The organism is Ruminococcus sp. AM43-6 (genome assembly GCF_003461785.1).
GTDB classification, from domain to species: domain Bacteria; phylum Bacillota; class Clostridia; order Oscillospirales; family Ruminococcaceae; genus Hominimerdicola; species Hominimerdicola aceti.
This window is the reverse complement of sequence record NZ_QTXU01000029.1, coordinates 5,509-26,561: the sequence shown is the minus strand read 5'-3', so window position 1 is coordinate 26,561 and position 21,053 is coordinate 5,509. Positions and strand designations below refer to the sequence as shown.

General features: G+C 43.1%; 22 protein-coding genes. 21 read left to right on the top strand and 1 reads right to left on the bottom strand.

The window, feature by feature from the left end:
• Positions 1 to 69: 69 nt before the first annotated feature.
• From DW938_RS12385 to DW938_RS12285, 21 genes are all read left to right on the top strand, one after another.
• The gene (locus DW938_RS12385) at positions 70 to 309 is read left to right on the top strand and encodes a hypothetical protein (RefSeq protein ID WP_118125169.1); all 240 of its coding nucleotides are present in this window, start codon (positions 70 to 72) and stop codon (positions 307 to 309) included.
• Between the two features lie 4 nt (positions 310 to 313).
• Positions 314 to 586, top strand: coding sequence for a hypothetical protein (locus DW938_RS12380; protein ID WP_118125167.1), 273 nt, complete (start codon positions 314 to 316; stop codon positions 584 to 586).
• Positions 583 to 1,005 (top strand): DUF3846 domain-containing protein, encoded by a 423-nt coding sequence (locus tag DW938_RS12375; RefSeq protein WP_118125165.1) that lies wholly within the window; start codon positions 583 to 585, stop codon positions 1,003 to 1,005. The genes DW938_RS12380 and DW938_RS12375 overlap by 4 nt, the downstream gene beginning before the upstream one ends.
• A gap of 14 nt (positions 1,006 to 1,019) precedes the next feature.
• Positions 1,020 to 1,382, top strand: a complete 363-nt coding sequence (locus tag DW938_RS12370) for a SpoVG family protein (RefSeq protein WP_118125163.1) — start codon at positions 1,020 to 1,022, stop codon at positions 1,380 to 1,382.
• Positions 1,383 to 1,517: 135 nt separating this feature from the next.
• Positions 1,518 to 2,489, top strand: a complete 972-nt coding sequence (locus tag DW938_RS12365; RefSeq protein WP_118125161.1) for a hypothetical protein — start codon at positions 1,518 to 1,520, stop codon at positions 2,487 to 2,489.
• A 76-nt stretch (positions 2,490 to 2,565) separates the two neighbouring features.
• On the top strand, positions 2,566 to 7,968 hold the full coding sequence (locus DW938_RS12360; protein ID WP_118125159.1) for a SpaA isopeptide-forming pilin-related protein: 5,403 nt from the start codon (positions 2,566 to 2,568) through the stop codon (positions 7,966 to 7,968).
• A 132-nt stretch (positions 7,969 to 8,100) separates the two neighbouring features.
• On the top strand, positions 8,101 to 8,439 hold the full coding sequence (locus DW938_RS12355) for a DUF3852 domain-containing protein (protein ID WP_118125157.1): 339 nt from the start codon (positions 8,101 to 8,103) through the stop codon (positions 8,437 to 8,439).
• A 15-nt stretch (positions 8,440 to 8,454) separates the two neighbouring features.
• A complete protein-coding gene (locus DW938_RS12350) occupies positions 8,455 to 9,171 on the top strand; it encodes a hypothetical protein (RefSeq protein ID WP_118125155.1) in 717 nt (238 codons plus the stop codon).
• Between the two features lie 17 nt (positions 9,172 to 9,188).
• Positions 9,189 to 10,595 carry a DUF3991 and toprim domain-containing protein gene (locus DW938_RS12345; RefSeq protein ID WP_118125153.1) on the top strand — a complete coding sequence of 469 codons (1,407 nt, stop codon included), beginning with the start codon at positions 9,189 to 9,191 and terminating at the stop codon, positions 10,593 to 10,595.
• A 106-nt stretch (positions 10,596 to 10,701) separates the two neighbouring features.
• Positions 10,702 to 12,474 (top strand): type IV secretory system conjugative DNA transfer family protein, encoded by a 1,773-nt coding sequence (locus tag DW938_RS12340; protein WP_347517435.1) that lies wholly within the window; start codon positions 10,702 to 10,704, stop codon positions 12,472 to 12,474.
• A gap of 15 nt (positions 12,475 to 12,489) precedes the next feature.
• Positions 12,490 to 12,795, top strand: a complete 306-nt coding sequence (locus DW938_RS12335) for a helix-turn-helix domain-containing protein (protein WP_118125151.1) — start codon at positions 12,490 to 12,492, stop codon at positions 12,793 to 12,795.
• Positions 12,788 to 13,714 (top strand): conjugal transfer protein TrbL family protein, encoded by a 927-nt coding sequence (locus DW938_RS12330; protein WP_118125149.1) that lies wholly within the window; start codon positions 12,788 to 12,790, stop codon positions 13,712 to 13,714. Before DW938_RS12335 ends, DW938_RS12330 begins: the two co-directional genes overlap by 8 nt.
• Positions 13,715 to 13,803: 89 nt before the next feature.
• Positions 13,804 to 14,328, top strand: coding sequence for a hypothetical protein (locus DW938_RS12325; RefSeq protein ID WP_118125147.1), 525 nt, complete (start codon positions 13,804 to 13,806; stop codon positions 14,326 to 14,328).
• A 68-nt stretch (positions 14,329 to 14,396) separates the two neighbouring features.
• The gene (locus tag DW938_RS12320) at positions 14,397 to 14,663 is read left to right on the top strand and encodes a hypothetical protein (protein ID WP_118125145.1); all 267 of its coding nucleotides are present in this window, start codon (positions 14,397 to 14,399) and stop codon (positions 14,661 to 14,663) included.
• Positions 14,664 to 15,248 carry a hypothetical protein gene (locus tag DW938_RS12315; protein WP_118125143.1) on the top strand — a complete coding sequence of 195 codons (585 nt, stop codon included), beginning with the start codon at positions 14,664 to 14,666 and terminating at the stop codon, positions 15,246 to 15,248. It begins immediately after the preceding gene.
• On the top strand, positions 15,238 to 17,073 hold the full coding sequence (locus DW938_RS12310; protein WP_118125141.1) for a DUF87 domain-containing protein: 1,836 nt from the start codon (positions 15,238 to 15,240) through the stop codon (positions 17,071 to 17,073). Before DW938_RS12315 ends, DW938_RS12310 begins: the two co-directional genes overlap by 11 nt.
• An 81-nt stretch (positions 17,074 to 17,154) precedes the next feature.
• Complete coding sequence (locus DW938_RS12305) at positions 17,155 to 17,697, top strand: RNA 2'-phosphotransferase (protein WP_118125140.1); 543 nt, start codon at positions 17,155 to 17,157, stop codon at positions 17,695 to 17,697.
• Between the two features lie 63 nt (positions 17,698 to 17,760).
• The gene (locus DW938_RS12300; RefSeq protein ID WP_118125138.1) at positions 17,761 to 17,955 is read left to right on the top strand and encodes a hypothetical protein; all 195 of its coding nucleotides are present in this window, start codon (positions 17,761 to 17,763) and stop codon (positions 17,953 to 17,955) included.
• Positions 17,955 to 18,926, top strand: a complete 972-nt coding sequence (locus DW938_RS12295; protein ID WP_118125136.1) for a hypothetical protein — start codon at positions 17,955 to 17,957, stop codon at positions 18,924 to 18,926. The genes DW938_RS12300 and DW938_RS12295 overlap by 1 nt, the downstream gene beginning before the upstream one ends.
• Before the next feature lie 20 nt (positions 18,927 to 18,946).
• Positions 18,947 to 19,183, top strand: a complete 237-nt coding sequence (locus DW938_RS12290; protein WP_118125134.1) for a DUF6103 family protein — start codon at positions 18,947 to 18,949, stop codon at positions 19,181 to 19,183.
• Positions 19,184 to 19,469: 286 nt separating this feature from the next.
• A complete protein-coding gene (locus DW938_RS12285; RefSeq protein WP_242992545.1) occupies positions 19,470 to 19,940 on the top strand; it encodes a hypothetical protein in 471 nt (156 codons plus the stop codon).
• On the opposite strand, the gene DW938_RS12280 is transcribed toward DW938_RS12285, so the two are convergent.
• Entirely contained in the window at positions 19,900 to 20,667 is a 768-nt protein-coding gene (locus DW938_RS12280; RefSeq protein WP_118125132.1) for a hypothetical protein, read from the bottom strand. The two genes, DW938_RS12285 and DW938_RS12280, sit on opposite strands and share 41 nt — an antisense overlap.
• Positions 20,668 to 21,053: the final 386 nt, after the last annotated feature.

The window sequence follows — 21,053 nt, the reverse complement described above, 5'->3', positions numbered from 1 at the left end:
TTCTCGCTGCATAATTCTTGTTCGAATAAAATGTGTCAAGTGATATTGACAAAACCATTAAGAGACTGTTTGCTGGATATTAAGGGAAAGTTCTTGGTTTCGTACAATGACTGTCCCGAAATACGGGAGTTATGGGACAAGCCGGGTATCCACATCGAGGAGATAAGCAGACTGAATAATCTGGCGCAGCGCTATGACGGCGGATGTCAGTATGCGGAGCTCCTCATATCAAATTACGACACAAGCGAAAGAGCGAGGTCTGTTCGTCAGCTTTCGCTGTTTGACAATGAAACAATATTGGAGGTATAGATTTATGAAAAAGTTAATTCTTGCACAGGTGCTTACAACAAACGGAACTGCCGAATGTTCGGGGCTTTATGATGAAAACGGCGATCCCGTAACTGTCGAGGTCGAGAAGGACGACAGCGGAGTTTCGCTTACAATATGGCAAAATGCAGAAGAAAGAGAGTGCCGTGACTGCGGCATCTCGGAGGAAGAAATACAGCGTACCTGCGCTATGTACGAAGACTGCGATGAGTGTCCGCTAAAGGATTACTGCGGTGATGAATCGGAGGTGAGCTCATGAGAATACTGGTTTTCGAACCGATGAAAGAGCCGTATGTAAAGGATATTGAGGATGACATCCATGCCATGCAAGAAGTTGTGGGCGGCAGCATTGAACCCATATATTTTGAACCCGACGGTAAGGCTTTAGCGTGGTGTAACGATGAGTTTCTGCTGAACGGCTCTGCTCCAAACAGAATAGTGGGCGAAACGCTTGTCCACGGTACATTCTACATTTCGGGCAACTTTCAGAACGAATACGGCGAGTGGGACAGCTGTTCACTTACCGACGAGCAGATCGAAAAGTACAAGGAGCAGTTTAATCATGTGATAGTAAATCTGCCGGGCATAGGGCTTATCGCAGTGAGGGAAACCAAGCCGGAAATAATCGAACCGGACGAAGAATTTGAAGAAGAACATGAAATCGAACAGACCATGTAAAGGAGAATGAAATTATGAAAATACACGCATCTATCAACAGAATGGTAAACAAAGAGGATTCGGCAATCAAGGCATATGCCAGCGTAACAATGGACGGTATGTTCGCCGTTCACGGACTGAGGGTCATCGAGACCGAAAAAGGCAGATTTGTCAATATGCCTTCCACCTCATACACCGATAAGGACGGCAACAAGCAGTACAGCGACACCTTCCACGCCATCACCAAGTCGGCGAGAACTGCTGTAAATCAGGCTGTGCTCAATGCTTACGATCTCAAGCTGCAGCAGGTTCAGCAGACGGATATCGAGGTGGAGAACACCCCTGATGAGGAAATGTCCGAGCCTGAAGATGAACCTGAGCCGGAGCTAAGTATGTAGTTTGCTAAAGCTTTTGCTGTGTAAACTGTCACAAAGGTAGAACTTTTGAAAAAAGTATAGATTTGTGGGCGGATATATGATATATTGCTTATTGAGCAAACAACACTCAGAACTCACAGAAAGGAATGATAAAGAATGAAAAGAGCAATGGTCATATCAATACTTTATGCGGTAATGCTGACCGCCTGCGGAAATGTATCGGAGTCCGCAGAAAGTGCGGAAACCTCGGCGGTGAGCCAAACTGCGACCACGGTCACTGGCTCCGCAGTAACATCTGCAAAGGAAGAAAAGGATACAAGTGAAACCACAACTACTACGAAAAAAAGTTCGCAGACGGTATCCGAAACTTCCAAAGCTAAAACTACCACGAAAAGTGCGATTAGCAGTTCTACAGTAAACACGAAAGCACCGCAGGAGCAAAACGAACTGCAGAGTTATCCTCAGACGGAGCAGCCGCAGGAAAACACACAGGTCAATACTACTCAAAAGCCTGCGGTAACGACTACACAGCAAAAGCAGACTACCGCAAAGCAAACCGCAACAGCCCCGCCAAAGCCTGCGGCCACTACGCAGAAACCGCAAACCACGCCCCAACCGACAACAACCACCAAAAAGCCAAGCACAACAAAACCGCAAGAAACCGTGCAGTGGTCGGATACCATGAAAGCATGGAGAAAGCTGTGCGAAGGTAAAAGTATAAACGGTGCGGAATGGGAGCTTGTAAGGGAGGATATTGTAAGTTACGGTATGCAGAAATTCAACGGAAAAACCACAGTCGAGCTTAACTGCGGAATCGATCTTTACACAAGGACATTCCAAAGTCCGCTGAATTTAACTGAAAACACTTCTCTTAAAGGTTTGTCTCACGCCCACCTTGATGCATATGCTGACGCAGACAGCAGGTGGCTGATAGATTATGCCGGAAACGAAGAAGAAGTCTACAGAATAGTGGAGCAAAGCAGAGCCGACTGTCTGACTGTGATTGACATCGGGCTCGAAAGCTGGTATGAATTCTGTGAAGTAAACGACTGCCTTAAATATGCAAGCAGTCTTGAGTTTAACGTGGGACTTGACGGTACGGCAATATGGTTTCTCACGGAAGATTAACAACAACTGAATAAGCAAAGAAAGAGTCGAAAATTCGGCTCTTTTTTCTTTGCAAAAACAAAGGAGAAAATTGAAAATGACGATCAAAAAAATATTAAAACGATGCACGGCGTCGATGCTTGCGGCGGCAATAGGAGTTACAACGCTGGCGGCAAATGTGTCTGCAGCCACATCGGGAATATCAATAGGCTACACCTGGAACAGCAGCGTTAACCCTACGATCAATGTCAGAAAGAACGGCGTGACCGGAGGGGTAAGCGGACAGTATATCAAAGCCGGAGAACAGATATGCAGATTTTGTCCGTCAACAACTTCTGACTGGGCGTTTTGTATCGAGCCTGCAAAGTCAATGCAGGGAGCGAGCTACAAGGATTGGTATACTCAGAACGGATTTACCGAGTATGATACCTTCGATTTGAGCGATAAGAATGCCGCAGAGTCAACCGCCTACTGGAAGAAAATCGGCGGAACCAACAGTAAAATGGCAATCTATTTAGGACTTGTGCAGTATTACGGTTACTCGTCTCACAAAACAGGCGACTATTATGCCGCAACTCAGTTGCTCATATGGGAAATGATTCTTGGACTTCGAGGTCATACTCCGGAAACTTTCTCAAAGTGTTCCGACGTACTGTGGAATGATTTCACCTACCCAAGCGGCGGATGGTGTACAAAATCGGGAGTTGAAAAAGCGTATAACAGCATTGTTGCAAATGTAAAGTCACACTACACACTTCCGTCCGCATTGAGTGCAGTAAAGGATAAGGCGAGGGACAATGCACATGTATTAAAGTACAATGTGGTTAATCTCAGATACGAAACGAAAGTAACTGTTCCCACTTCCTATGTTACCGCTTCAAGCCTTGCGCATAATTTCAGCGGTCTGAAAGCAAAGCTGGAATCGCTGATAAAGTCCAAATTCAGCGGAACTTTCGGTAAGGATTACGGAATTGAAACCGGTACGAGCGGAACGAATACAGTATACACCATCTGGTCACTCGAAAGACAGTTCACTTCAAGCGGCGACAGCAGTATCTATGTTACGGAAAGTGTGCCAATGCAGATGAAGGACAGCCTTAAGAAGCAGGAAACTCTGTTTGCGAATTCATATTATCAGACCTGCCTGCTTTCCACAAGGCTCGACCCCGTTGCAGGATATGTGGGACTTGCTTCATACAATGAGCCGAATCTGACCGTTGAAAAGACATATACCGATTCAAGCAACAATCAGATCACTGCAACGGAGCTTAATACTCTTCTTGGAAAGACCACGTTTGTGGTTTCCTGCCTGTATGACGGCAAAAAGTATTATGTCAAAGCCGATAAAAACAGCACGGGAACAGCATATATTTTCTCAAAGTATGTGACGTCAGTTTCTGAGGCTACAAAGTTCAAAACGCTTAAAAATACCGAAACAAAGGGTACTTTCACAGTTTACGACCTGCCCACTTCAACATCAAAGGGCAGGACATATACGGTAACGGAATACACGGTTCCCGATAGTGACAGATATGAAAAGCTGTCTAAATCAGTACTTCTTCCGTCTCCTACAAGTGACTTTACAACAAATGCAGGAACTAAGACGGTCAAGATGAACAACAGCGAAACAAGCTACAACGCTAAGTTCGGCACGGCAACGCTTGATAAGTTCGTTCAGAACGGTGACGGCAAAGCATTATCTTCGGATAACGAAAGCGACATCAAGACCCTCTCCGACATCTACAAGTCCACCAAGTTTATTGTAGGATACTGGGGAGTTGATGAAAACGGTAAACCGGTCATGAAATATCTCACAGACGGGTACAAGTCCGCAGCAAAGGCTTTTGACGGTGACCTTAACGACCTTGACGGCTTTAAGGACAAGTCTTACTCCGCAGGTGACGGTATGTACTATATGCCAACTAAGCTTAACTCCGACCATGATCTTGTATTTGACACAAGCAGGACAACAACCGATATTTCAAAAGCATATGTGTTCAGCACAGGCTCGAACTACAGCGGTTCTGACACCTGCGATCACTTCGGACAGCTATTTTTTAATCTTGTTCCGCTGAACAGCTCGGGAAATGTGAAAGAGCTTGTGTTTATCGAGGTAAACGGTGCAAAGGGCTACGGATATGAGGAAAGCCTTGATATTTCAAAAGCATACAGCCTTAACAGTCTTAAAGACGCTGTTTCAAAGAGAGAAATCTGCGGTATCATAAGAAACGATACAGGCAAGTCTTACACTCTGACGGACGAAAATGGAAAGAATTATGATATCGGCGCAGGAAGACTTTATCCCATTTCGGCGAATAAGTTGGAGAGCAACAGACTTCATTCTGATGCAGAAATTGTGAATCAGCTTGTAAATTACAGTCTTGTGCTGACAAAGAAAAATGATTCGGGAGAACTGCTTTCGGGAGCAAAGTACGGCTTGTACAACTCAGCGAAGAAGCTTCTGAAAACGGCTGTTACTGACGATAACGGAAAAGCAAAGTTTGACTATGATCTTTTGCCAAACACCAACTACTATGTAAAGGAGATAACCGCACCCGACGGTTATGTTCTCGACAATGAATACTATCTTGTGAACCGCTCAAATACGGTGGTAAACGACCTTGGTAATTTTCAGAATGCAAAGCTTTCCGATTACAATTATTCTGTAACGGACAAGCCTTTTACTTTAAAGCTGGAGCTTAACAAGTATGATGTTCTTAATGATATTAAGATAGAAGGAGTTACTTTCGATATTTTGCTAAAGGGAAAGGTTGTAAAGAGTGTAACTACCGATAAGAACGGCTATGCAGAGGTAAGCGGACTGGCTCTCGGCAAGCTTAACGGTGATACCTTTGAAAACGTGTATACCGTAACAGAACGTGAAAACGACAAGTATATTATGCTTGACAAGAACGGAGAGTTAAGCCGCTCATTTACTGTAACGACCACAATTGCGGATATTGAGGACGGCACAAATCCCGTGATAACCTACACTGCGGATATTCCAAACACACTTCAGCTTGTAGATTTAAAGGTTCACAAGGTTGACGAGTTCGGCAATCCCATAAAGGGCGTTGCTTTTGACATTGTTCCCACTCAGGATATTGCTTTCAACGGTAAGACGGTACAGAAAAAGGGCGAGTCTGTGGGTACTGTTGTGACAGATGAACAGGGTTATGCCTCAAGCACCTACACAGAATACGAAACCGACGGAACGCAGGGATATACAAAGATAATACCCATCTACCCGAACTTTGAATATGAGCTTGTGGAAGTTGCCGCTCCCGAGCCTTATGTTATTCCTGCAGAGAATACGAAGTTTACTGCTAAATCGGATAAAGCCGATACTCTCACTATCCCTCACGAAGTGACCGTAACAAACGATGTTCAGAGAGGAATTCTTGAAGTTTTCAAGGCAGACAGCGAAACAAAGAAGCCTCTTGCAGGAGTTGAATTTGAAGTGAGAGCGGCAGAAGATTTTGCAATAGGCGGCAAACAGCTTCACAAGAAGGGAGATGTGATCTGCAAAATGACAACCGACAGCACAGGTCATGCGGATACGGGAAATGCCGAAATGTATGTGGGAGCAAAGTACACTCTTATCGAGACCAAGGCGGCAGAGGGTTATGCCATTAACTCCGACAGCAAGACCTTTGAATTTAAGTTCACAGGCAACAGCGTTTCATACTCCAAGCTTAATATTGACGTAGGAAACGATTCGCAGAAAGGAAAGATCTCGGTTTACAAATCGGGCGAAGCTTTCACAGGTGTTACCGCTCTGGGAAGTGCCATATCCGTTGACGAGAACGGCGAAATCATGGAAAGCGGTCAGACCACTTACACGCCCGTGTTTACGGAAAATGCTCTTAGCGGAGCGGTATTTCAGATAACAGCCGCAGAGGATATTGTTACAGCTGACGGTACAACAAGGGCAAAAGCTGGTGATGTTGTAGCAGAGATCACTACCGATGAAAACGGCTATGGGGAAACTCCGTTGCTTTATCTGGGTAAATATGAGGTAAGGGAGATAAAAGCTCCTTTCGGTTATGTGCTTGATTCTCAGCCCAAGACGGCGGAGCTTACCTATGCGGGACAGGAAGTTTCAATCCGTGATACTGTTGAAACAGTTTTTATGAATGACTATCAGGGCGTAAGAATAAGTCTTTCAAAGATAATGGAAAAGGATGAAAAGTTCGGTATCGGAAATGCTGATGAATACAAAAATGTTCGTTTCGGACTGTTTGCCTCAGAGGAGATCACGGCTTCAAACGGCACGTCAATTCCTGCCGGCGGTCTTATATCCCAAATCAGCCTTGACGAAAATATGTCCGCTGTTATTGCAGAAAAAATTCCCTTCGGCAAGTACTATGTGCAGGAGATCGCAACAGACGAAAAATATGTCCTTAACGGAGAAAAGTACCTTGTGACCTTCGAGTATATGGGACAGGATATTCAGACCGTGGATATTGACTGCGGACAGTTTATCAACAGCATCAAGCGTGGTTCTGTACACGGAAACAAGGTAAATGAAAGTGGAGAGCCTCTTGAAAATGCGTTGTTCGGACTGTTCAGAACTGATTGCACAGAGTTTGATGCAGGAAATGCACTTATGACCGCGGTTTCCGATGAGAACGGATATTTTGAGTTTGTCAACATTCCTTATGGTGAGTATGTGGTTACAGAAATCGAAGCACCTTCGGGATATATTTTCTCAGATGAAAAGTATTCTGTAAGCATTTCCGAGAACGGTGATGTGGTTGAAATCATTGCCGAGAACAAGCCTATTACGGTTGAGATATCGAAGCGTGATATTTACGGAAATGAACTTAAGGGTGCAAAAATGCAGCTTATTGATTCTGAGGGTAATGTTGTAGACGAATGGACCTCAGACGGTACAAATCATGTTGTTTCGGCGCTTCCTGCAGGGGCGTACACGCTAAAGGAAACTGCTGCTCCAGATTGTTATGTTATTGCAACTGACATCGGCTTTACGGTCGATATTTACGGCAATGTAACGGTAGAAAACGTTGAGTCTACAGCAACTTCCGAGAACGGTACTCCGCTTATTGTTATGGTGGACGATACCACAAAGGTTGAAATCTCAAAACAGGACATTACAAACGGAAAAGAACTGCCCGGTGCAACTCTTCAGATAATCGATGAAAACGGAAATATCGTAGAGGAGTGGGTTTCAACAAACGAACCTCACATGATCGAAGGCAAGCTGACCGCCGGAAAGGAATACACGCTGAAAGAAACAATGGCTCCCGAGGGCTATGAGATAGCAAATGAGATCAAGTTTACCATAAATGCCGACGGAAGCGTGACCGAGGTCGTTATGTATGACGAGCATACGCCTGTTCCTGAAAAGCCTGAAACACCGCCGACAGACACACCTCATACAGGTGTTTCCGCAGATAACAGCGTGGCTGTTTATCTCTTATCAGCCGTACTGCTTATGATCGTGGGAATCATTATCAGAAAGAAGCATGAGGACTGAGAACAAATGAAAGTGATAAAAACTATTGCAGCCGTTTTTGCGGCTGCGCTCCTTTTTGGAGCTGTGATTTACTGTTTTAAGTCAGGTAATATTGAATGTCGTAATCTAATGATTTGAAAGGAATGATGTTAAATGAAAACTAAAAAGAAGCTGATCGCAGCTGCAGCAAGTGCAATGTGCTTTGCGGCAATGCTGACGACTACGGTATATGCTGATACAGGCGATGTGGCAGGTGCTGTAACAAGCACATGGACAACTGCAAAATCTCAGATAAAATCTGTGGTGGATAACGTTGTTTTTCCTGTGATAGACGTAATTCTGGCAATTTTGCTGTTTGTCAAAATTGCGACCTGTTATATGGATTACCGCAAGCACGGGCAGTTTGAATGGACGCCGGTAGCGATACTTTTCGGCTGTCTGATTTTTGCACTTACTTGTCCGCTGTATATCTGGACAGTAGTAAGTATTTAAGCGGAGGTGACATAGATGAAAGCAAAGATTATTGCAGTGATTTCAGCTACATTGGCATTAACAATGACTGCCTGCGGAACAATTTCTCCGCCTGCACAGACGCAGACGGAAACTACAACTATTACTACCGCAACATCCGAGTCCATACCCGACTCGGATGCCTCTTCGGAGGCTGAAAGTAATGTTGATGAAGAGCAGGTGAAGTCAGATACTTTTATTGCTGAGTTTTTCGACTCAAATATAAGCTTTGCTGACGTTTCGGGAATAGTGACCGAGGCGATGAAAAGCTGTTCATTAAAGAATGAGACAGACAGTTCCAATGGCATACAAAAAATCACTCTTACGGGCAAAAACGGCGGAGGTACTATTGAGGTTCTTTGCATAGATCTGTCGCAGGCACAGCTTGATTACGACATGGAATATATCCTTGAAAACTTCGGAGATTACTATTACGGTCAGATCACGACACAGATGAACGGTATTACTGAGGACGATTTTGTGTCCGATTATCGCATGGTTAATTCCGTTGTTTCAAAGGGGAAATTTCAGCATTACGGCTCGATACAGAAAACCGACGGCATGGCTTCTCTGTTCGGATACACGGAAACATATGCCGTGCTGAATGAAAACAAGCTGAACGTGGTTTCAGGTGCATTTCTCAGCTCTGATATGATGGAAAGGCAGAGTTTTTCGCAGTTGATGGCTAAGTTTGCAGAGAATGTGAAGTATTAACGACATAAGGTGATACAATGCCCTATATCCCATTCACAGACGAACAAAAAGTGCTTGCCAACAGCGTAGACCTTGAGCAGTTTCTCAGAATGAGAGGAGAAAAGCTTGAACGTGCGGGCAGAGAGCATAAGCTCATATACTATGACGGTTCGGGAAAGCATGACAGCATAACTATCCACGGCTCTACCTGGTTCGACCATAAAAATCAGATTGGTGGCGGTGCGATAAAGTTCATGCAGGAGTTTTACGATATGGACTTTCAGACGGCGGTGCAGGAACTGTTAGGACATACAGTGACTCCGCTGTCCCACAGTCCGCCGAAAGTATCGGCAAAAGCAAAAGAAGAAAAGAAAGAATTCAGACTGCCCGAAGCAAACACAAATATGCACAGAGTTTACGCCTATCTCATAAAACAGCGGTTTATAGCACCCGAGGTCATAACACATTTTGCAAAACAGCACACTCTGTTTGAGGATAAAGAACATCACAATGCTGTGTTCGTAGGAGTTGACGAAAACGGCGTACCACGTCAGGCACACAAGAGATCAACAAGCACTTTCGGAAACTCATTCCGTCAAACAATAGAGGGTTCAGACACAAGATACAGCTTTGCCCACTTTGGCGAGTCGGGAAAGCTGTTTGTGTTTGAGGCTCCTATAGATATGATGAGTTTTCTTACGCTGTACCCGAAAGACTGGCAGAAACACAGCTATATCGCCATGAACGGAGTTTATGAAAACGCTGTTTTAACGGCTTTAAAGAATCATTCCGATCTATCTGAAATTGTGCTGTGTGTGGATAATGATGAGGGCGGAATTGAAGCTGTTGACCGCTTAAAAGATATTCTTGCAGAGAACGGATATACCGATGTAAAGAGACTTGCTCCCGAGTACAAGGACTGGAACGAGGTGCTGAAAGCAAAGAACGGAGCCGCAGCTTTGCCTGCTGTTCTTCACAAGCGGAAGGAAGAATATCTTCATCAGATTGATAGCTTAAAACATTTAAGATGCCGTCCCGATAAGCTGACCTCACAAATCTATGCGACATTTAAAAACGGACAATACAAATATCTCGCCGAGTATGCGCTTGTAGGCTCGGCTTTTTTTATTGCAGGAAAAAGCGAAGATACTACGTTTGGCAAGCTAAAAACAAAGCTGAAAACGGAGTACAAGCCATATACCGACAAGGGCAGAAAGGCGCAGAAACAAAGGAACTTGCAGGACTGTGTGCAGAAAGTTTTAAGTGACTTGAAACAGACCGCCCGAACCCGTGAGCAGTCGGTTCAGACGGCAAAGCTTTTGTATAGCCTTGCAGACAGTGCTTTGCGGTTAAATGTTGAAAATACGTTATCCGAACTTGCACAAGAGCAAAGCGAATCAGAAGATATTGTTTCAGATCCGGAACCCTGTATGGAATTCGGATAATGCGATAGCCTCTGCGTCACAGTGCAATACCTTGAAGATAACAAACTAACTAAGAAAGATATATAGCAGAAAGAAGAAAATATCATGTTAGATTGGAAGTGAAAAATTGAATGATAAACAAAAGCTCATAATAGCCGTACTTGTTATTCTTTTCATAGCCTTTATGGTCATAGTTGAACTTTTGGACAACAAGTCACTTAACGGAATAAAGGCAAAGAAGGTCGGCAACGGACAGCACGGAACTGCGAGGTGGGCGACAAAATCTGAGATAAAGCGTACTTTTATCTCTCTGCCATTTGAGCCGGAGATGTGGAGAAAAGGTCAGAACCTGCCGAATGTGCAAGGAACGGTTGTAGGCTGTCGGACGCACGGCAAAAAGACTGTGGCTCTTGTTGATGACGGAGATGTTCACACTCTGATGATTGGTGCAGCAGGAGTCGGAAAAACAGCATACTTCCTGTATCCGAATATCGAACTTTCCTGCGCAAGCGGAATGTCGTTTATCAGTACGGATACAAAGGGCGATGTTGCCCGAAACTACGGTACTATCGCAAGCAAGTACTATGGCTACAATGTTTCTGTGCTTGATCTGCGTAACCCGACAAGGAGCGATGAAAACAACATTCTGCATCTTGTGAATAAATACATGGATATGTACCTTGAAGACAAGTCCAATCTTTCGGCAAAGGCAAAGGCGGAAAAGTATGCAAAGATAACGGCAAAGACGATAATCAATATCGGCGGAGGTGACAGTTCAAACTACGGTCAGAACGCATTTTTCTACGACGCAGCGGAAGGACTTCTGTCCTCTGTCATTCTGCTTTTAGCTGAGTTCGGCGACAAAAACGAAAGACATATCGTATCTGTGTTCAAGCTGATTCAGGACTTGCTTGCTAAGTATCAGCCCGACCCCAAAGCCAAGCCGAAAATGTATTTTACAAAGCTTATGGACAAGCTGCCAAGTGAACACAAAGCAAAATGGCTTGCGGGTGCGGCTCTTAATTCATCAGATCAGTCCATGCTTTCGGTAATGAGTACTGCGTTGTCAAGGCTCAACAGCTTTTTAGATTCTGAGCTTGAACAAATGCTGTGTTTCGGTACGGCGGTTGACGCAGAAAAGTTCTGCAATGAAAGGTCGGCTATTTTTATTGTTCTTCCAGAAGAAGACACATCAAAGTACTTTATGGTAAGTCTGCTTATTCAGCAGCTTTACAGAGAAATACTTGTTATCGCTGATGAAAACGGCGGTAAGCTTAAAAACAGAGTTATGTTTTACTGCGATGAGTTTGGCACGTTCCCTAAAATAGAGGGCGCAGAATCCATGTTTTCTGCGGGCAGAAGCCGTAAAATCAGTATCGTGGCAATAATCCAGTCCTTCGCACAGCTTGAACAGAACTACGGCAGGCAGGGAATGGAGATAATAACCGACAACACCCAGCTGACGGTTTTCGGAGGGTTCGCACCTAATTCACAATCAGCGGAAGTTCTTTCAAAAGCATTGGGAGAACAAACGGTATTAAGCGGTTCTGTTTCACACGGCAGAGATAAAAGCCAATCGCTCCAGATGATAGGCAGACCGCTTATGACCGTTGACGAATTGAAGTCAATGCCAAAAGGACAGTTTATCGTTATGAAAACAGGTACGCACCCGATGATAAGCAAGCTGAAACTGTTTTTCAAATGGGGCATAAAGTTTGAGGACGAATATCGTCTGCCGGATAAAACCGCAAGGAACGTTTCATACAAGGAGCGTGACGAGCTTATTCGTGATATTGAAATTAAATATCCGCAGAAGAAAAAAGATATGCCGCCTGTGGAATTTGAAGTGACAGAATACGAGCAAGAACCGCCAAAGAAAAAGACCAATGTAAAGACATAAAAGGAGTGATGTTTATTGATATTACCGAGAAGAATTTACGATTTAGGACTAAGCCACAAGGCTGTGTCCGTGTATTGTTATCTGGCAAACCGTGCGGATAAGAATGGCGAGTGCTTTCCTTCTGTGCGCAGGATCGCAGAAGACATGAATCTGTCAAAATGCACGGTGTTTCGTGCGTTCAACGAGCTTGAAGAAAACGGATTGCTAGAGCGTTTTCCCCGTTATCACCCACAAGGCGGACGGCGCAGTTCGCTGTACCGCATAAAGGGCGAGATAACTAAAACAAATCAACACGAGAAACGAGGTGATATGCTTGTTTGATTGGATCTCTGACGCTATTGACTGGATAGGTGACAGTATTTCAAGTCTGTGGGACAACACTGTCGGAGCGGCGGTCGATACTGTTACCGACGCAATTTGGGACGTTATGTTTGAATGGCTTTTCAACCTCATTTACGGAGCGGTCGCCGATCTGTTTGAGTTTATCAACTCCACCACAAGCGACATCTTTACCCTTTCGTGGGTGCAGGCGTTTATCAGTCTGTTTCACGCACTTGGCTGGATGCTGTTTGTCTGCGGAATGATAGTAGCTATCTTTGATACGGCAGTTGCATACGAATCGGGTCAGGCGAACATCAAAAACACCTGCATAAACGTGCTTAAAGGCTTTATGGCGGCGAGTCTTGTAACGGTAGTTCCGCAAAGGCTGTATACATTTTGCGTTTCTTTGCAGGGTACTTTCACTCAGGACTTGCTTGGCGGTTTCATAACCGGAACGAATGCTTCTGTTGCAGATTCGGGACTTGCGGTCATAATTGCTCTTGCTACGGACGTAAGCCTGTTCAGCCTGTTTTTCATCATACTTTTCGGCTACTGCACGGTGAAGGTTGTTTTTTCAAACATCAAGCGAGGCGGCATAATGCTGTGTCAGATAGCCGTTGGGAGTCTGTATATGTTCGGAGTTCCCAGAGGGTACACTGACGGTTTTTACAGCTGGTGCAAGCAGGTCATAGCCACTTGTCTGACTGCCTTTTTGCAGACCACTATACTGTATCTCGGACTGCTTACCTACACTCAGCACGCTCTGCTTGCGGTGGGGCTTTGTCTTTCGGCAACGGAAGTACCGAGGATCGCTCAGATGTATGGGCTGGATACGAGTGTGAGGGTCAATATGATGTCTGTTAGCCACTCGGTTTCTATGGGGGCTAAGGCGGTTGGAATGATTAATGCGAAAGGGTAGTTTGATTTGACAATAGAAAAGTACTGTGATATAATTCATGATATATAACAGAGATGTAAGAATTTACTTTCAGGAAGGAAGGATCTGCAATGTGGATAAAACTGAATCTGGATGGAATTGTTCTGAGTTTTAGAGTGAAGAGATATATCAAAACAGACAACAGCAATTGGGATACAACTTGGTGCTGCGTGGATTTTTGTTTAGAGTCAAAATCTTGGCTAAAATATGAAGTACGAAATGACGAGATACTTCTTGCGAGTGAAATTGACAGCTTAATTGGAATGCTTGAAAATCTTTTATCTGATCGTCAGACTGAACAAATCGAATATCAATGCATTGAACCTGATTTTAGCTTTGTTTTCAATCCCAAAAAAGACCTGAGTCTTGACCCGAATTATGAGTATGTTTCGCCTGAGGATAGATTTGTTGATATAGATTTACAATGGAAAGTATTTTTTTGGAACGGCGGACTAACAGATAATTATATATCTGTTACGTTGAACCGAACAGAAATCGAGTATTTTCTTGTTTATCTGAAAGTGATTGCAGGTGATTTATCAGAAGAAAACGACGATATCGTTAAACAATTAATTAAGAAAAATATATTATACTGACAGTATTTATACAGCCAAGCCGCAAACTTGGCTGTATTTTTATGCAAGAACGGAGCGTGATAACAAAAATGAAAACCTACATCTACCCCGAAAACCTGAAGGCAAACGTAAAGCTGTGGTTGTGGAACGTCCGGGATTTTATCATGATCTGCATTGGGATAATTCTGTCGGTGATCGTGCTTGTAAACCTGTGGAACGTTATCCCCTGTGCAGTTACCGCCTGCTTTGCGTTTCTCTCCCTTCGGGTGGACGAAACCGCAATAATGGACTATCTTTTTAATGCTGTGAAATTCTTTGTGACCTCGCAGCAATTGTATTTATGGAGGAAAAATTAAATGGCAAAAAGGAAAAATAACAGCGTTCAAGGTCTTATCGGTCTTGAACGCTTTACTAAATACGGAGTAAAAACCGATAAGGCTGATATAGCATTTTTCAGCGTTGAGCCGACCAATATATCCGTGCTTTCTGCGGCGAATATCGATGTGAAGATACACCACCTGATGATGCTGTTAAGCAGTATACCCGACCTTGAAATACTTGCTCTGGATTCCTGCGAGTGTTTCGACAGCAACAAAACCTATGTAAAAAATCGTTTGCAGACAGAGCAGAACGAGGCGGTCAGAAAACTCTTACAGGCAGACTATGATTTTCTTGACGAAATTCAGGTGGAAATGTCCTCGGCAAGACAGTTTGTGTTCGCTTTAAGATTCAGGCGTGAGAAGGATGAGCAGATCTTTAATACCATAAACCGAGTGGATAAAGCCATAGCCGAGCATGGATTTTCGGCAAGAAGAATGAGCAAATCGGAGGTAAAAAGAATGCTTGCGCTGTATTTCGGAACGAGCATTTCGGGTGATGAGATTCCCGATGTTGAGGGAGAAACCGAATTTGAATTGGAGGTGAAAACAAATGAGGAATAAAAAGCAGAAGAAAAAAGAACTGTCATATGAGCAGCTTGAGATAATGGACACAAAGGATTTCTTCGATCGCACAGTGCCGGGCATAATCAAATTCTACACAGACCACTACGTCTGCGGAAACTTTTACAAGTCCTGCTGGGCGGTGACGGAATATCCGCCAAGTACGGAAGAAACGGCAATACTTGCTCATCTTGCGGACAGAAACGGGGTAACGCTCAGGATCTACAACCGCCTTGTTACAAGCATGGAGCAGCGTAAAATCGTTCAGCAGGCAATGCGTAAGAACCATATGATGACTAATACAAACGATGTCAACGAAAGCATAAAGGCTCAGAACAACATCAATGATGTGGTAGAACTGCTGTCGGAGCTGAGAAGAAACAAAGAGCCTCTTTTGCATACGGCTGTCTTTATCGAGCTGAAAGCAAGTACTGAGGATAAGCTGAAAGAACTGCAGGCTGACATTCAGATGGAGCTTACACGTTCTAAAATATCTGTTGACAGACTTTTGCTTCGTCAAAAAGAGGGCTTTCTGTCTGTTCTTCCGACAGGCAATAATGTGTTCGCAAGTCAGTTTGAAAGAGTGCTTCCTGCAAGCTCTGTGGCTAATCTTTATCCCTTGAATTACAGCGGAAAAACCGATGAAAACGGCTTTTATCTTGGCAGGGATAAGTACGGCAGCAATGTGCTTGTTGACTTCGATAAGCGTACAGAAGACAAGACCAACTCTAATATCCTTATCCTCGGTAACAGCGGACAGGGCAAATCGTACTTGATGAAATTACTCCTTTGCAATCATCGTGAGGCAGGAAAAAGTGTTCTGGTTTTGGATCCCGAGCATGAGTATGAGGATCTCTGTTTAAACTTAGGCGGAACGTATATAGATATGATGTCGGGTGAGTATATGATAAATCCTCTTGAACCGAAAGCGTGGAGCGACGGAGAAAAATCTACAGATGACAGTCCCGAAGCGTTCCGCAAGGTCACCCGACTTAGTCAGCACATCAGCTATCTCAAAGACTTCTTCAGAGCGTACAAGGACTTCACAGACGCAGAGATCGATACGATAGAAATTATGCTGATGAAGCTGTACGCAAGGTTCGGCATTGACGATCTCACAGACTTTGACACGCTGATAGATGAGGATTATCCGATGATGTCCGATCTATACGACCTTGTAGAAAAGGAGTTTTACGCTTTTGATAAGTCTAAAAAGCAGCTTTACACAGAAGAAATGTTGCAGAATATCTGCCTTGGACTGCACAGTATGTGCAAAGGTGCTGAGAGCAAATACTTCAATGGACACACCAATATCAAGGACGGCGAGTTTATCTGCTTCGGAGTAAAAGGGCTTATGGACACAAACAAAAGGCTGAAAGATACGATGCTGTTTAATATTTTGTCGTATATGTCCAATCAACTGCTCGGCAGAGGGAACACCGTCGCAGCCATAGACGAGCTGTATTTATTCCTCACAAACATGACGGCAATAGAATATATCAGAAACGGCATGAAGCGTGTTCGTAAGAAAGAGTCCTCGTTTATTCTGGCAAGTCAGAATATCGAGGACTTTTTGCTGCCCGAGATAAAGGAGTTCACAAAGCCGCTGTTCTCCATTCCGTCACATCATTTTCTGTTCAATCCGGGTAACATTTCACCCATTGCGTTTATTGATACCTTGCAGTTAGAAGAATCGGAATATGGCTTGATAAAGTATCCCGAAAGAGGAACTTGTCTTTACAGGTGCGGAAATGAGCGGTATCTGCTGCAGGTCATTGATCCGGCGTACAAGGCGGTGTTGTTTGGCTCGGCGGGAGGAAGATGAACGTTAGTTCTGAATTAAACTGCTTGATTTGCTTTGTAAGATGTGGTATAATCAATCTAATAGAAATGAGGTGCATGACGTATGGATTTAAAGAAAACAAGTGTGTTTATCAGCCTTATACTCCGTCATAAGCCGGAGGTTATCGGAATATCTCTTGACCGGCACGGCTGGGCGGACGTTCAGGAACTGATAGACGGGATCAATAAAACCGGAAAATACAGTATCGATATGCCTGCACTTGAAGAAATAGTGAGGACGGACAATAAGCAGCGATACTGTTTTAATGAGGATAAAACAAAAATAAGGGCAAATCAAGGACATTCCATCAATGTCGATGTGGAACTTAACGAAGCTGTTCCGCCTGAAATACTGTACCACGGCACAGGCGAAAAATACGTTGAATCAATAAATACTGAGGGCTTAAAGCCTATGAGCAGATTGTATGTACATCTTTCAAAGGATATTGATACAGCAGTTAATGTTGGAAAACGTCATGGAAAGCCTGTTGTATACAAGATATTCGCAGGAGAAATGCATAGACAGGGTTATGAATTCTATTTGTCCGAGAACGGTGTTTGGCTGACCAAAACTGTGCCTGTTAATTTTATTAAAAATGAAAGATAAACGATAAGAGTCGCTTACTTAAAATGCGGCTCTTTTTTGTTGCAAAAAAGGAGGTTGATAAAAATGCACAACAAGAAATACGGCATATGGAAAACAAGGTATGCCGAAAACAGCAGAAATATTTATGAAGACTGGGTTCGTCGTGGCGGCGAACCCATTTTGTTTTCTACGGAGAGAGGAGCGCTTGAATATATGCACGGTATAGAAATGAAAACGCAGGGTGCGTTTACGGAATTTGAAGTGCGTGAGGTGAGCTGATGTCGGCTACTGTTGCAGCGGCTCTTAAAAAGATAGCCGTATATATTCTTGGTGATAAAAACAAGCGAGGCAAGCTGTTCGTGCTTATCGCAAGCATCGCCGCAGGATTTCTCGGTCTGATGTGTCTGCCTGTGGCTGTGCTTTCAAGTTTTGGAAATGAAATAGAGCCGCCGGAAATTGATAAAAGTCTGTTTACGGAGTCGGCATTGTTTGAAAGTCTGGACAGCGAACAGCAGGTAAAGTTAACAAATATTCAGAATCAGGGTCAGGCTATCGAGGACGCTATGACGAACGCAGGGGTAAGGGATCAGACCATAAAGGCACAGCTGATATATATGTCATACTTCGACGAAGTGCAGAATTTCTATGCGGAATCATATGCACATCTGTTTGCTGTTGCTCCTAATGATAGTGATCTGATTAATGCGATAAACTCAACCTACGATCTTGAAATCGACTATGATGAATTCATAAGGACGTACACTTGGGTTATGAACAGCACCATCAACGAGTATATGTTTACCGACAGCACGACTAAAAACTGCGCTGACCTTGCAGCATGGGCGAAGAATGCTTACATCTCAGGCTGGGGATACAAAAGCGGAGCTGTTGGTGAAAGAGATGAGGCAGACCGAATCAGATATGCAGACAACGCAGGACTTATGCTCGGATATCTTAACTACAGCCCGACCGATAAAGCGTTCGGTTCGGATTACAATACACTTGTTTATACAGAGCAGGGCGGACTTGATACCATGCCGGAGGTCGCAGGGCTGGGACTGTTCGACGGCAGGCAGCACGGAATATATGTGGGAAATGGTGAGGTGGTTTACAGTTCGGAGGCTGTTGGTTATGTAACGAAAGATGTAGTTTCAAACGGCGGATGGACAAGCTGGTGTACCTATGAGAGGATAGATTATCCGCAGGAGGTGACTGAACGTTTGAATGAGGACAGCTCGTCGGAAGATTAATTTGATTGGAGTGTGATAGGTTGAAAAAATCAGTAACGTTAAGTGTAAGTGAGGAAAGGCTGTCGGCGATTGAGATGCATCTGGAACAAAAGAACACAACTCTTGCGGGGGAGCTGGATAAGTATATTGACCAGCTCTACCTCAAGACCGTTCCTCAGAACGTCAGAGATTTCATTGATATGATGTCTGCGAAAAAGCCTGTGAGAAAGCAGAAGATTACTGCTCCGAATGAAAAGAAAAAGAAGTCCGAGCAGTAGCTCGCATCGGTTCGCGCGACGTTGCCCCGTGTGGCGAGGTAAGGCGGTGGGTGGGGTAAGTTTACCATGAAGGGAGTCGGGGGGATTGTGCGGCTTTTTCGCAGAGTTGGAGAATGGTAGGATTCGGGAGAATTCGGGAGGGTTTGGGGTATTTATTTTGTTGCTGGTTAAAGTTTTGGCGTCAAAGCCGCCAAAACATTCACATCGGACGAGCAAAGCTCGCCGATTTTGCGAGGTTTTACAAGCCTTGATAAAATGGAGTCAAAAAAGGAGGTTTACGAAGATCATGGAGTCAAAAGTACAAAAATCAAAGAAAAACACCGATATTACAGATGAAAACGATGGTGTCACAGCAGAAAAAATCAAGTTTCCGTTGTATGTTTTTCCCGAGACAATGAAAACGGTCGATATCTTATACAAGTCGGATAACTGCTCTTCTCGCACGGAATTTATGGAAAAGGCAATCAGATTTTACTGCGGTTATCTTTTGCAGAACAAGCCTGAGCTTGTGGATTATCTTGCTCCGCAGATTGCAACGATAACAGAGGGAATTGTAAAGGGCACGGAACAAAGGTTGTCCCGTGCCTTGTTTAAGGTTGCTGTTGAACTTGGTGCTATATCGCATATGCTTGCGGCGATACATGGTATTGATGATGATACTATGATAAAGCTGAGGGCTATGTGTACTGACGAAGTTAAGCGGATCAATGGTATTATTAATTTTGAGAAGGCTGTGAGGTATCAGAGGGAGGATTGATGTATAATAAATTAATAATAAAATATCTAATTGTAAAATCCTCAAGCAATTTTCTGTATTTGTTTTCTATAACGGGAAGAATGATAAATGTAAATTCCATTAATATAAAAATAAAAAATAAAAATTGTAAGACATTAATAGGTGTATGTACAAAGCAAAAAACTAATAGGATTATTATTAATAAAGCGGAATAAATGATTAAACCTCGAAAAAAAGCTGATAGAGTTTGCATTTTCCTTATAAAATTATTTTTTAGATTTAATGAAAGATATGTATTTGAGTAATTAAATATAAAATATTTATCAATGTTGACTATTTCATCATCGTATGTTTCACTTTCAAGATAATTGTTATTCAATACATTATAAATAATTATTTTTTCGGCTAATTTTAGCTCAAGGTCTGTTAGCAGCCAGTGATTATTCTTGAAAAAAACTCTTATAAAAAATAGTGTGTCATATTTTCTTAATAATGGTTTTAATATATCTCCTAATTCATTAAAGAATAAACCGATAAAAAAAGATATTAGCAAGATAAAAATTATACTAAAAAATGAGATTTCCAAGTCATTGATTTTAAAAATAATATTCTTTATAGATGAAAAAGATATCTTTTCGTAAAAAGAATAATATAGAGAAAAAGCAATTATTGATATCTCGTAAATTCCGGCAATTAGTGAACTTACAATTTCATAAAATCCGACTTTACTAAAAAAATTATCTATCATTTGAAAGTTACTCCTTGTATTTTGTTTTTGTATAATGTTGGTGTATAAATTCATTAAAAGGAGGATACTATGTCACAATTAATCGTCACAAGCCGCTATCTGAAAAGCGGAAATCATAAAAGTAAAAATAAACAAATGGATTACACAAAATAAATTGCCACTCGTGAAACCGTTGAGGTTCGGGAACAGAAGCAGTATGATCTGAAGGCTGCTTCAACAGAAAAATAAAAAGAACTTCTGAAGGAACTGATTACAGATTTTCCTGAAGCAAAACGTTATCTTGAGTACTCGGATTATTCCTCGCAGCCAACAGCACTTAATGCAAGCGAACTCATCAACACAATTATCGAACGCAATTAAGTAGTGATAACTTCAAATTATCGTGT